Raw genomic sequence first — 13,312 nt, 5'->3', positions numbered from 1 at the left:
GGCTGACGCTCGCGCTCGGCGGCTTCTTCATGGTGCGCTATTCGATCGAGGCCGGACTGATCGGTCCTGCGGTGCGCGTCGCGCTGGGCGCGCTGTTTGCCGCGGCGCTGCTCGCGGCCGGCGAATGGACGCGGCGCAAGGAGAGCATCTCGCAGATCGCGGCGCTGCCGATCGCCAACATCCCGGCGATCCTGACCGCCGCCGGCACCGCGGTCGCGTTCGCCACCGTCTACGCGTCCTACGCCCTGTATGAATTCCTGCCGCCCGCGATCGCCTTCGTGCTGCTCGCGATCGTGGCGCTCGGCACGCTCGCGGCGGCGCTGCTGCACGGACCGGCGCTGGCCGGGCTCGGCCTCGTCGCCGCCTTCACCACGCCGGTGCTGGTCTCCACAGGGCAGCCGAACTACTGGGCGCTGTACATCTATCTGGCCATCGTCACCGCCGCTGCGTTCGCGCTGGCGCGGGTGCGGCTGTGGCGCTGGCTGGCGATGACCACGATCGGGCTGTCGTTCCTGTGGACCCTGCCCGGCCTCGACGCCGGCGTCGAGACGGTCGCACCGCATGTCTTCCACGTGGTCGCGGGTTTCGCACTGGCGACGGTGATCGTCGTCTGCGGCTTGCTGTTCGGCCCCGCGGCCGACAACGACGAGGTCGAGCCGGTCTCCTCGGCCGCGCTCGCGGTCTACCTGCTCGGCGCGATGCTGGTCACGCTCGCAAGCTTCCATGACGGCCTGGCGCTGATCGGCTTCACGGGGCTGGTCGCCGCGACGCTGGCGGTCGCCTGGCGCGCGCCGAGCGCGACCGGCGCCGTCGTGGCGGCGGCGGCCACGGTGTTCGTCGTGTTCGCCGAATGGGCGCTGCGCGACAATCCGGACCTGCTGGTGCTGCCCGGCGGTGCGCTGCCCGGCATGGGCCCGAATCCGCTCGGCGCCTCCGTGACGTCGCATCTGGTGACGGCCGCGATCCTCGCGCTCGGCTTCGGCGGAACGGGGTTCCTGGCGCAGGGACGCGCGCGCAACGCGGTCGTGCCGGTGGTGTGGTCGGCGGCTGGCGTGTTCACGCCGCTGGCGCTGCTGGTGGCGCTGTATGCGCGCATCGCGCATCTCGACCGCTCGATCCCGTTCGCGATTCTCGCGGTCGTGCTGGCGGCTGCGTTCGCGGTCGCGACCGAGCTGCTGACCCGGCGCGAGGAGCGTCCGGGCCTGTCCGCCTCGATCGCGCTGTTTGCGACCGGCACGCTGGCCGCGCTCGCGCTGGCGCTCACCTTCGCGCTGGAGAAGGGCTGGCTGACGATCGCGCTGGCGCTGATGTCGCTGGGCACCGCCTGGATCTTCGAGAACCGGCCGATCCCGTTCCTGCGCACGCTCGCGGCCGCCTTCGCCGGGCTCGTGGTGCTCAGGATCGGCTACGACCCGCGCATCGTCGGCGACGATGTCGGTACCACGCCAATCATCAACTGGCTGCTGTGGGGCTATGGCGTGCCGGCGGCGTCGTTCTGGGGCGCAAGCTATCTGATGCGCCGCTATGGCGACGACGCGCCGTTGCGCGCGGTCGAGGCCGCGGCGATCCTGTTCACGACGCTGCTGGCCTTCCTGGAGATCCGCCACGCCGTGAACGACGGCGACATGCTGGCGGTGCCGTCGCTCGCCGAAATCGGCCTCGACATCTGCGTCGCGCTGGCGCTCGCGATCGGGCTGGAGCGGCTGCGCGAGCGCAGCGGCAGCCTCGTGCACAATGTCGGCGCCGCGATCCTGACCGGCTTCGCCGCCGGCGCCACCGTGCTCGGACTGCTGCTGTTCGAGAACCCGATGATCTCGGACGTCGCGATCAAGGGCGGCCTGCTGAACATCCTGATCCTGGCCTACGCCTTCCCCGCGGTGCTGATGCTGCTGCTGTCCTACGCGGTCGCGGGCCGCCGTCCGCCGGCCTATGGCAACACGCTCGCCGCCGGCGCACTGGTCCTGGCGCTGTCCTATGTCAGCCTGGAGATCCGCCGCCTCTATCACGGCCCGGTCCTGACGAGCGGCGTCACCAGCGCGGCCGAGCAGTACACCTACTCGATCGCCTGGCTCGCCTTCGGCGTCGTGCTGCTCGGCATCGGCGTCATCGTGTCGTCGCAGCGCGCGCGCCTCGCATCGGCGATCGTGATCGCGCTGACGATCCTGAAGGCCTTCCTGGTCGACATGTCGGCGCTGACCGGCGTCTGGCGCGCGCTGTCCTTCATCGGCCTCGGCCTGGTGCTGGTCGCGATCGGCTGGCTGTACCAGAAGGTGCTGTTCCGGCGGCAGCAGCAGGCCCCGCCTGCTGCGCCGGCGGCGTGATCGTCAGGCGGCGCGCACCGACTGCAGGAACGAGGCGACCTCGCGCTTGAGCCGGTCGCTGTCGGAGGCCAGCGACTTGGCGGCATCGAGCACATGGGCCGAGGCCTGACCGGTCTCCGCGGCGCCGCGCTGCACGTCGACGACGTTGGACGACACCTGCTGAGTGCCATGCGCCGCCTGCTGGACGTTGCGCGAGATCTCCTGCGTCGCCGCGCCCTGCTCCTCGACGGCTGCAGCGATCGCCGAGGAGATCTCCGACAGCCGCTCGATGGTGCCGGAGATGTCGCGGATGGCGCCGACGGATTCCTGCGTCGCCGCCTGGATGCTGCCGATCTGCTGGCCGATCTCGCCGGTCGCCTTGGCGGTCTGCTCCGCCAGCGCCTTGACTTCCGAAGCGACCACGGCGAAGCCGCGGCCGGCCTCGCCCGCGCGCGCCGCCTCGATGGTGGCGTTGAGCGCGAGCAGGTTGGTCTGGCCGGCGATCGAGTTGATCAACTCGACGACATCGCCGATGCGCGCGGCGGCCTTCGACAGTTCGCCGACGCGGTCGTTGGTCTGGCGCGCCTGCGAGACGGCCTCATGGGCCATGCGCGCGGATTCCTGCACCTGGCGGCTGATCTCGGTGATCGACGACGACAGCTCCTCGGTGGCCGAGGCGACCGACTGCACGTTGGTCGAGGCCTCCTCGGAAGCCGCGGCGACCTGGGTCGAGATCTCCTGCGAGCGCGTCGCGGTCGACGACAGCGCGTCGGCGGAATGCTCGAGCTCGGTCGAGGCCGACGATACCGTCTGCACGATCTCGCCGATCGTGTTCTCGAACTGGCGGGTGATGTTGTCGACGCGGCGGCCGCGCTCGATCTTGGCCTCGGCGTCGGCCGCGGCACGCGCATCCGCATCGCGCTTGGCAATCAGCGCCTCCTTGAACACCTGCAGCGTATCGGCCATCGCGCCCATCTCGGTCGGCTCGCCGCGGTGCGGCACCTCGGCCGAGAGGTCGCCCTGGCCGAGCGCCTGCATCGGCTTGATGATCGAGGCGATGCCGGAGGAGACGTCGTGGACGAGGTAGAAGCCGACGGCGACGCCGGCGGCAACCGCCGCGAGGATGATGGAGGTGACGAGCCAGAAGGTGCTGGTGTAGCCGTCGGCCGCATCGCGCGTGGCCGTTTCGGCGCCCTTGTCGTTGTAGTCGATCGCCTTGGTGAGGATGTCCTCCTGAACGGTCGCTGCGGCGCCGGCCGGCTTGAACAGCGCATCGACATCGTCCGGCAGCTTGCCCACGCTCTTGCGCGACACCTCCAGCACCTTGTCGGCTTCCGCGGTGTACTTGTCCCAGGCGCGTACCCAGGACTCGTAGATGCCGCGCTCCTCGGCCGACGAGATCAGCGGCTGATAGTCGCTGATATCCTTCTTCACCTTGGCGAAAACATCGGCCATGCGCTTGTCGTTGTTGGCCTTCGCCTCGGCCGTCAGCGCCATCACATGGGCGCGCAGCGTGAGCCGGTAGACATTGATGTCGGCGCGCAGATTGCCGAGCACGCGCACACTCGGCAGCCAGTTGGTGGCGATGTCGACCGTGCGCAAATTGATGTCGCGCATGCTGCGCAGCGACAGCAGGCCCATGCCGGCCATGACGACCAGCATGAAGGCGATGACGGCGACGATCTTGAGGCGAATGGAGAGCTTGGACACGTCCGTTGATCCTGGAGAAAGCGCCTCGCACGATCGGTCGCGTCTGCCGGTCCACAGCACCATTGCCATGACCGTCGCGTCGCTGCGAAACGAAAAAGCGGCAACTGCTCGGCGCAGCATGCCGCTTTCTCCGGAAAGTTCCGTTAACGCCGAGCTAGGTATTAGTACGCGCTCGAATACCGCCCTCTTCTGCCATCAGGCAGCACGGACCGATTGCAGGAAAGACGCGACTTCCCGCTTCAAGCGGTCACTGTCGGTCGCCAGCGATTGCGCGGCGGACAGGACATGCGCCGACGCCTGACCCGTCTCCGAGGCGCCGCGCTGCACGTCGACCACGTTCGACGACACCTCCTGCGTGCCCTGCGAGGCCTGCTGGACGTTGCGCGAGATTTCCTGCGTCGCCGCGCCCTGCTCTTCCACGGCCGCTGCGATCGCCGATGAGATCTCCGACAGCCGCTCGATGGTCGTGGAGATCGCACGGATGGCGCCGACGGATTCCTGCGTCGCGGCCTGGATGCCCGACACCTGCTGGCCGATCTCGTCGGTGGCCTTGGCGGTCTGCTCGGCGAGCGCCTTGACCTCGGAGGCAACCACCGCGAAGCCGCGGCCGGCCTCGCCGGCGCGCGCCGCCTCGATGGTCGCATTGAGCGCCAGGAGGTTGGTCTGGCCGGCGATCGTGTTGATCAGCTCGACGACGTCGCCGATGCGCGCCGCGGCCTTGCTCAGCTCGCCGACGCGATCATTGGTGAGGCGCGCCTGGTCGACCGCTTCGGTCGCCATGCGGGCCGATTCCTGGACCTGGCGGCTGATCTCGGTGATCGACGACGACAGCTCCTCGGTGGCGGAGGCAACCGATTGCACGTTGGTGGATGCTTCCTCCGACGCCGCCGCGACGGCCGTGGAGATTTCCTGCGAGCGCGTCGCCGTCGAGGACAGCGCGCCGGCGGAATGCTCGAGTTCGCTCGAGGCCGACGACACGGTCTGCACGATCTCGCTGATCGTCGCCTCGAACTGGCGCGTGATGTTGTCGACGCGGCGACCGCGCTCGATCTTGGCCTCGGCGTCGGCGGCCGCGCGCTCGTCGGCTTCCTTCTTCGCGATCAGTGCTTCCTTGAACACCTGCAGGGTGTCTGCCATGGCGCCGATCTCGGTCGGCTCGCCGCGATGCGTGACCTCGGCGTTGAGGTCGCCCTTGGCGAGCTCCTGCATCGGCTTGATGATCGAGGCGATGCCGGACGAGACGTTCTGCACCAGGTAGTAGCCGACGGCGACGCCCGCGATGACGGCCGCGGCGATGATCGACACCACCAGCCAGATCGCGCGCGAGAAGCTCTCCGCCGCCTGCTTGGTGGCGTTGTCGGCACCCTTGTTGTTGAACTCGATGTCCTGGACGAAATACTTGTCGGCGTCACGCGCAATCGCCGCGGCCGACTTCTCGAGCAGTTCGGTCGCCTCGCGCGGAAGCCTGCCGACGCTCTTGTTGGATTCCTCCATCACCTGCTTGATGGCGACGACGTACTTCTCCCAGGCCTGGACCCAGTTGTTGTAGATCGCGCGCTCCTCCGCCGAGGTGATCATCGGCTCATAGACCTTGCGGTCCTTGTTGATGGTCTCGAGGATGCCGTTGACCCGGGTCTCGCTCGCCTGCTTGGCGTCGGCCGTCTCCGCCATCACATGGGCACGCAGCGCGATGCGCAGCAGGTTGATGTCGGCGCGCAGCTCGCCGATCGCGCGCACGCTCGGCAGCCAGTTGGTGGCGATGTCGACCGTGTTCGCATTGATCGACTGCATGCTGGTGACGGCCAGCGCGCCGAGCCCGCACATGGCGACCAGCATGAACGCGATAACCGAGATGATCTTCTTGCGGATGGACATTCTGGACACGATGACCCCAGCTGACAAAGCGGTTCGCCACTCTCTTCCAGCGTCACGGACGGCCTGAGCAATTCAGGACCACGCTACGCTGCGCGGCGTCGAGGTCAGAGGCTTCGGGGAACGGCGATGTCACCGAAGGCACGGTTCGGCTCTGACCCTCCTATTGGGAGGGAAACCGGCTTATCGGAGGTTAATAGAACCCCCGTAGGATTACCGAGAAAGAATATAAAATGCGCACCAGCGCGGCTCGCGCGGTGCCATGAAACCTCTGATCCTCACCTGCCGGGGGGCCAGGCCTGATTCAGCCGGTGCGCGCCACGGCAACACCTCCGGCCTTCGCCAGGGGGTGTTTCAACCTCTGGTATGCCAGAGCCTTCCTAAGGCCGGGTTAAGAATACAACCTGGACTGGCAGTTGCGGCACGCTGGGAGCGAAAGCATCCATGGAGCCCGCCATCGCGGATGACGGGAGCGGCGGCCAGCGGGCGGAGCGTGTCGGGGCTGCGGTTTGCGCTCGCCGGCGCCGGGATCGCGCCCGCCTGCCGTCCAAGCCAAGACGGCAGCCGATCGCCGGGTCTCACGGCGGGGAAACGGATCGCGGACAGCAATGGGCGAAACAGGTCAGATGGATATGGCTGGCCGCAGCGAGGTGCACTGCGGCCCGGCGAGCAGCAGGCTCAGATCATCCCCCGATGACCTGATCAGTTCACGGCCTCCGAGACCAAGCGGATCCGGAACACCGGCTGCTTGGCTTCGTCGAGCAGTTCCATCTGCCACTCCGCGCCCTGCTGCAGCGTCTTCGAGATGCCTCCGATCAGGTCCGAACAGACGGCCGTCAATTCGTTCCAGGCGGATTCCCGATTGGCAAACTCGTAAGGCTGATCAGCAGCGCCGGAATAGCGGCCCTGGCTGATCCGAAAGAAGTAAAGCGACATTACCGACCCTTTCTATTGGGCCACCCCCCGGGTCGCACACTGCTCGAGAGTCGCTACCGAGGCATGAAAATACGCAACCGTACGACTACGGCGCAATGACCGCTAGCGTGCGGTTCCGTCTTAAATGTTGCTGTATGTTAATCGCGGCCGGTTTTTAAATAGTCGGTGAACTAACAACTAATCCGTCGAGCGGCGCAACTCCGGCGCGGCATCGGCCTTGGTGTTCTCGGATTTAGAGTTATCGGACTTCGAGCCTTCAAACTTGCTGTTATCGACCTTCGCGGTGTCCGATTTCACGGGTTCCACCTTGCTGCGCTCCACCCGCGGCGTCTCGACTCGAGCGGCCACCTCGGTGTGCGCCGGATCGGCAGCGATCGCGGCCCGCGCCGAGCGCGGCCGCGCGACGGCCCGAGCCATCAGCATGGTGGCGCCGCCCTGGTGCTGGAAGTCGCAATAGGCAAACGCGCCGAGGCCGGAGACCGAGCCGCGGAAGCTGCGCTCGTCCTTCTTGTCGAGGTTGAAGCACGGCTCGAACGGCATGCCCTTGATCGAGGCGCAGACATTCTCGCCGCGGATCTGCAGCGTATTCCCTGGCAGACGGATGTGCCGGACCGGTCCGGAGCCGGAGAATTGCACCGCACCGGCGGCGCCCATGTCATCGAGAATGCGGCCGGCGCCGCGGGTGCCGTCGACGCAGGTGAACGCGAACACCTTGCCGGCCACGAATTTGCGGGCCTCATCGGCCGTCATCGATCCCGCAATCGCGGGTGCGATCATGGCACCGACAGTCACGGTTCCCAGCAACAGACGCGCGAGCATGCTTCCAACTCCCACTCAACCCCACGCAGCGGGTAAGGCGGTATCTTTACCCCATGCTTACCATATCAACCATGGCAACAATGGAGCATCATGGTTTGAAAAGTCTGAACATCCTCAGGATATTCTTACCACGGTACGCCCGCGGACCTGGCCGGCGAGGATTTGCGGTCCTAGAGAGGCGAGCTGATCCAAGGCGATTTCGTGAGTAATTTCAGCCAGTTTTGACCGATTTAAGTCGGTCGCGAGGCGCGCCCAGGCGGCCTTGCGCGCAGGCAGCGGGCACATCACCGAATCGATGCCGAGCAGGCACACGCCGCGCAAAATGAACGGCGCGACCGAGGACGGCAGGTCCATGCCGGCGGCCAGGCCACAGGCCGCGATCGCCCCGCCATATCTGGTCATCGACAGCAGGTTGGCGAGCGTGTTGGAGCCGACACTGTCGACGCCGCCCGCCCAGCGCTCCTTGGCCAGCGGCTTGGCCGGCCCGGACAGCTCGTTGCGGTCGATGACCTCAGCCGCGCCGAGCGACTTGAGATAGTCCGCCTCGGCGAGGCGCCCAGTCGAGGCGATCACGTGGTAGCCGAGCTTGGCCAGCACCGCCGTGGCCACCGAACCGACACCGCCGGCCGCGCCGGTGACCACCACCGGGCCGCTCGCCGGGGTCAGGCCGTGCTTCTCCAGGGCCAGCACCGCCAGCATGGCGGTGAAGCCCGCCGTGCCGATCGCCATCGCGTCGCGGGCCGACAGGCCCTGCGGGAGCGCGACCAGCCAGTCGCCCTTGACGCGGGCCTTCTCGGCGTAAGCGCCCAGATGGGTTTCGCCCATGCCCCAGCCGGTGCAGACAACGGCATCGCCCGGCTTCCATCCAGGATGGCTCGACTGCTCGACGGTGCCGGCGAAGTCGATGCCCGCGATCATCGGGAAGCGGCGCACCACCGGCGCCTTGCCGGTCAGCGCCAGGCCGTCCTTGTAGTTCAAGGTCGACCATTCGACCTTCACCGTGACGTCGCCATCCATCAGCTCGGCTTCGTCGAACTGCGTCAGGGAAGCCGTGGTCCCCTTGTCGGCCTTGTCGATTCGGATCGCCTTGAACGTTCCCACAGCGGCACTCCCTGCGCTTTCTTCGGTTTCAGGCCATGTTTAGCGAAACGGACCAGCGGCGCAACTCAGGTCGCGGGCACGGCGCGCGCGACCGGTTTCTCGACGATCGGCAGGTTGATCAGCGCCGACAGCACGCCGAACAGGATCGAGAGCCACCAGATCGGGGTATAGGAGCCGTAGCGCTCGAACACGAGGCCGCCGAGCCAGACGCCGAGGAAGCCGCCGACCTGGTGGCTGACGAAGGCGAAGCCATAAAGGGTGGCGAGCCAGCGCGTGCCGAACATGATCGCAACCAGCGACGAGGTCGGCGGCACCGTCGACAGCCAGGCGAGCCCGGACACGGCGCCAAACGCGATGGCGGTCGCCGGCGTCACCGGGAACGAGATGAAGGCCAGCGTCGCCAGCGCGCGGGTGAAATAGATGAAGGAGAGGATGTAGCGCTTGGGCAGCCGGCTCTGCAGCCAGCCGACGCTGAGCGAGCCGATGATGTTGAACAGGCCGATCGCCGCGATCACCCAGCCGCCGGTCTGCGCCGACAGGCCGCGATCGACCAGGAACGCCGGCAGATGCACGGTGATGAAGGCGAGCTGGAAGCCGCAGGTGAAGAAGCCGAGCACCAGCAGCACGTAGGAGCGATGGCCGAAGGCCTCCATCAGCGCGGTCGTGAACGACTGCTGCTCGGCCTCGGTCGGCTTGGCCTCGGCCGCCGGCGGCGTCGCCACCGCAAGCGACAGCGGCACGATGAACAGCATCAAGGTCGCGAACACCGTCAGCGCGCTCTGCCAGCCGAACTGGTCGATCAGCGCCACGCCGAACGGCGCGAACAGGAACTGCCCGAGCGAGCCGGCCGCCGTGCCGGCGCCGAGCGCCAGCCCGCGCCGCTCCGGCGGCAGCAGCTTGCTGAAGGCCGACAGGATGAGGTTGAACGAGCAGCCGGACAGGCCGAAGCCGACCAGCACGCCGGCGCCGATATCGAGCTGCAGCGGGGTCGTCGCATAGCGCATCATCAAGAGGCCGCTCGCATAGAGCAGCGCGCCGACGCAGATCACGCGCAGCACGCCGAAGCGGTCGGCGATGGCGCCGGCGAGCGGCTGGCCGAGGCCCCACAGCAGATTCTGCACGGCCACCGCGAGCGCGAACACGTCGCGGCCCCAGGCGAACTCGCGGCTCATCGGCTGCACGAAAAAACCGAGACTGGAGCGTGGGCCGAAGCTGAGCAGCGCGATGGCGCAGCCGCAGGTGATGATGATGAGCGGCGTGCGCCACGTCTGTGCGCGGGAGGCGCCGAGATCGCCAGCCTGTACCGACATGATTGTCCTCCCTGATGCGCCGCGTCGTCCGGCCGCTCGTGACGGATTAATGCATTTGCATCCACCACCCAAGGGCAAAACCGGAACTCAGCCATGAAAAAAATCGATGTCGCGTCCCATCATGAGCGGACGTCATCCGAAGCCAGTTCCATCGAAGGAACTCATGATTGCTGAATGGGCCGAGGCGCGATCGATCCCGATGCGCGAGCAAGAGCAAAAGATTCACGTTGCGCGGGAGCGACCATCAGAACGATCGCGATTTGTCGCCAAACACCACTCAACATCGAGAGATGTCTCTGAAGAAGAGCTAACTGGTAGCTTGATACAACTGCGCACCGAATGTGGAATTTGGACAGCCGATGCCCTGCGACCAGATCGAAACTTCAAGCCGAGACACGTCAGGTCGAGACACGTCGAGTCACGTCGTGATCGTCGGCGCCGGTGTCGCGGGATTGTTCTGCGCGCTGAAGCTTGCGCCGCGCCCCGTCATCCTGATCTCCGCAACGTCGCTCGGAGAGGACTCGTTCGGCGCAACGATGCAGGCCGACATTGCAGCCGCAGTGTCTGCGGGCGACAGCCCCGACAGCCATGCCGCTGACATGATCGCCGCCGGTTGCGGCCTCGTCGACGAAGATGCGGCGCGCGCGCTCGCGCGCGATGCGGCGGCACGCATCGAGGACCTCGCGCGCCTCGGCGTCAGCTTCGATCGCGACCACAAGGGCGGATTGGCGACCTCGCGGGCGGCCGTTCATTCCGCGCGGCGCATCCTGAGCGTCCGGGGAGACTTCACCGGACAGGCGATCATGACGGCCCTCGCAACGGCCGTGCGTGCCACCCCCTCGATCCGGCTGATGGAGGGACACGTCGCCGATGCGCTGCTGACCGGCGATGGCGCGGTGCGCGGGCTGCGGCTGCGTCGTGCGGATGATGCTGCCGCGGCGCCGGTGCTGATCGCCGCGCCGGCGATTGTGCTCGCCACCGGCGGCATCGGCCATCTGTTCGCCGTGACCACCAACCCTGCCCATGCGAACGGCATCGGCCTTGCGATCGCCGCGCGCGCCGGCGCCGTCATCGCCGATCCGGAATTCGTGCAGTTCCATCCGACCGCGATGACGGGACAGGATCCGGCGCCTGTTGTCAGCGAGAGCCTGCGCGGCGCCGGCGCGGTCCTGATCAACCGGCGCGGCCAGCGCTTCATGCTCCCGCGCCATCCGCTGGTCGATCTCGCGCCGCGCGACACGGTCGCGCGCGGCATCATGGCCGAGCTCACCGCCGGGCGCGGCGCGTTTCTCGATGCCCGCGACGTGCTCGATGACGACGTCGCCGAACGCTATCCCGTTCTTCACCGCGCCTGCGTCGCCGCCGGGCTCGATCCGACCCGGCAACCCATTCCCGTGGCGCCGGCCGCGCATTTCCACATGGGCGGCATCGCCGTCGATGCGCGCGGCCGCAGCTCGATCGAGGGATTGTGGGCGGCCGGCGAGGTGGCCGCGACCGGTACCGATGGCGCCAACCACATCGCCGGCAACGCGCTGCTCGCGGCCCTGGTGTTCGCCAATCGGATCGCGGAGGACATTTCCGGCCGCAGCTTCGCGGCGTGCCCTGCCCTGCAGGACGTCGCCTTTGCCGCGCCCGCGGGGGCCGATGCCAAGGCGAGCGACGAGGCGAGCGAGAGGACGCTGCGCGAGATCATGACCAGCCAGGTCGGCGTGATCCGCGACGAGGACGCTCTGGCCGACGCCGTCATCGCCATCGCAAGGCTCGAGCGCGACAGCCTCGATCCGGCGCTGCGCAACATGGCGAGCGCGGCGCTGTTGATCGCGGCCGCCGCCTGGAGCCGGCGCGAGAGCCGCGGCGCGCATTGCCGCGTCGATTGTCCGGCGGAAAATCCGGGCTTCGCACATCGGACCATGACGACGCTCGCCGCCGCGCGCGACATCGCCGACGAACTCGCGGCACGGCCGACGACCCGGCTGCCGCGGTCGTTGAGCGCGTAGCGCTGCTGATCTTCTCTCTCATCACCCCGTCGTTCCGGGGCAAGGCCGCAGGCCTTGAACCCGGAACCTCGCGCTTGTCCTGCGCGCATCGCCCAGCCAGCTCGAGATTCCGGGTTCAATCGCTCACGCGCCAGGGCGCGTGAACGATTGCCCCGGAATGACGGTGGGTTGGATCGAAGGCTTAGCGCCGCGTCCAGTTCGGATTGATCTCGGCTTCGCTCTTGGCGGCTTCGGCGAGCTCGGCCGAAATGGCCGCGGTCTGCTGCGGCGTGCCCCAGCTCGGCGCATCGCTGCCGTCGCCCCAGGCCTTCGGCCGGTAGAAGGTGTGGACGCCGAACTTGTACATGCGCTTCATCTCGGCGACCCAGGACGGCCGCACCCAATAGGCATGATAGTGCGTCGACTTGCCCACTTCGGGCAGCCAGATCTGGCCGTCGAGCATCGCCTTGGCGATCTTCTTGGCGCGATCCCACATGTCGGGCTCGCGGATCACGTCCGCCGTGTTGTCGCAGGCGAAGGTGAACTGGCAGGCGAAGTGGCGATACTTGTTCTGGTAGACCACGCCGCACACCGTGGTCGGGTAGTAGCCGGAGAAGGCGCGGTTCAGCACCACCTGGGCCACCGCCATCTGGCCGCGCACCGCCTCGCCGCGCGCCTCGAAATAGACCGCCTCGGCAAGACACTTCTCGGACTTGAAGCGCGACTTCTCGTCGGTCAGGCCGAGGCGCTCCGCGGGCGTCCGCGCGCGCTGATTATCGGCATTGACCTCGCCCTTCGGCGCGATGCTCTCGCCGGCGTCGCCGGCCTTGGCGACCTCCTCTGCCGGCGGCAGCAGCACGGTCATCGGCTTGAGGTCCGGATCCGGCAGCACGATCAGCGGCGCTTCGCCGGGCTGCCAGGTCTCCATGGTCCCCGCGCCGCCGCCGAGCGACGTCGTGCCGAAATAGAGATTCGCGGTCTTGATGTTCAGGCCATCGAGCGCGGCGCTGCCGTCGGCGGTCGTCGGCTCGACCGCGGGCTTGAGCTCGCTGGCCGAGGGGACCTCCGGCTTCGACGGATCATACTGCGCGAGCGGCGGCGCGCTCAGCGCTTCCTGCAATTCGGGATCGAGCGCTGCGCGCGGCGGCACGGTGATGGCCGCGGGCGCTTCGCTGGTCTTGGCGCCGAACACCGATGAGTTCGAATCGGGCTGGGCAGGCGCGGCGGGAGCCGGCGCGCTCGGGGCGGTGTCGACCGGCTCGGCCGCTTCCGTCGGAGGCTCTGGCGG

9 protein-coding genes are annotated in these 13,312 nt (G+C 67.8%); 2 read left to right on the top strand and 7 right to left on the bottom strand.

Features of this window, described 5'->3' with window-relative positions; genetic code table 11:
- Positions 1-2 precede the first annotated feature (2 nt).
- Entirely contained in the window at positions 3-2,321 is a 2,319-nt protein-coding gene (locus BRAS3809_RS20115; RefSeq protein WP_502685673.1) for a DUF2339 domain-containing protein, read from the top strand.
- 3 nt (positions 2,322-2,324) lie between these two features.
- Here BRAS3809_RS20115 and BRAS3809_RS20110 read toward each other — a convergent pair whose 3' ends face one another.
- The 6 genes from BRAS3809_RS20110 to BRAS3809_RS20085 all read right to left on the bottom strand — a co-directional run bounded on the left by BRAS3809_RS20110 (position 2,325) and on the right by BRAS3809_RS20085 (position 10,048).
- Entirely contained in the window at positions 2,325-4,010 is a 1,686-nt protein-coding gene (locus BRAS3809_RS20110) for a methyl-accepting chemotaxis protein (RefSeq protein WP_035657118.1), read from the bottom strand.
- Between the two features lie 195 nt (positions 4,011-4,205).
- A complete protein-coding gene (locus BRAS3809_RS20105) occupies positions 4,206-5,894 on the bottom strand; it encodes a methyl-accepting chemotaxis protein (protein WP_008963891.1) in 1,689 nt (562 codons plus the stop codon).
- A 690-nt stretch (positions 5,895-6,584) separates the two neighbouring features.
- Positions 6,585-6,818 carry a DUF6894 family protein gene (locus BRAS3809_RS20100; protein ID WP_008963889.1) on the bottom strand — a complete coding sequence of 78 codons (234 nt, stop codon included), beginning with the start codon at positions 6,816-6,818 and terminating at the stop codon, positions 6,585-6,587.
- A 177-nt stretch (positions 6,819-6,995) separates the two neighbouring features.
- Positions 6,996-7,637: a hypothetical protein gene (locus tag BRAS3809_RS20095; RefSeq protein ID WP_035657116.1), complete on the bottom strand. Its 642-nt coding sequence runs from the start codon at positions 7,635-7,637 to the stop codon at positions 6,996-6,998.
- Positions 7,638-7,751: 114 nt separating this feature from the next.
- Complete coding sequence (acuI, locus tag BRAS3809_RS20090) at positions 7,752-8,738, bottom strand: acrylyl-CoA reductase (NADPH) (protein ID WP_008963887.1); 987 nt, start codon at positions 8,736-8,738, stop codon at positions 7,752-7,754.
- A 65-nt stretch (positions 8,739-8,803) separates the two neighbouring features.
- The gene (locus tag BRAS3809_RS20085) at positions 8,804-10,048 is read right to left on the bottom strand and encodes an MFS transporter (protein WP_008963886.1); all 1,245 of its coding nucleotides are present in this window, start codon (positions 10,046-10,048) and stop codon (positions 8,804-8,806) included.
- Between the two features lie 359 nt (positions 10,049-10,407).
- Here BRAS3809_RS20085 and BRAS3809_RS20080 point away from each other — a divergent pair, with 359 nt between their 5' ends.
- A complete protein-coding gene (locus BRAS3809_RS20080) occupies positions 10,408-12,045 on the top strand; it encodes an L-aspartate oxidase (RefSeq protein ID WP_035657114.1) in 1,638 nt (545 codons plus the stop codon).
- Between the two features lie 181 nt (positions 12,046-12,226).
- On the opposite strand, the gene BRAS3809_RS20075 is transcribed toward BRAS3809_RS20080, so the two are convergent.
- Positions 12,227-13,312: cell wall hydrolase (locus BRAS3809_RS20075; RefSeq protein WP_035657112.1), on the bottom strand; the 1,086-nt coding region annotated here is incomplete at its 5' end.

This window comes from Bradyrhizobium sp. STM 3809 (genome assembly GCF_000239795.1).
GTDB lineage: Bacteria > Pseudomonadota > Alphaproteobacteria > Rhizobiales > Xanthobacteraceae > Bradyrhizobium.
This window is presented reverse-complemented; position numbering and strand designations above follow the sequence as displayed.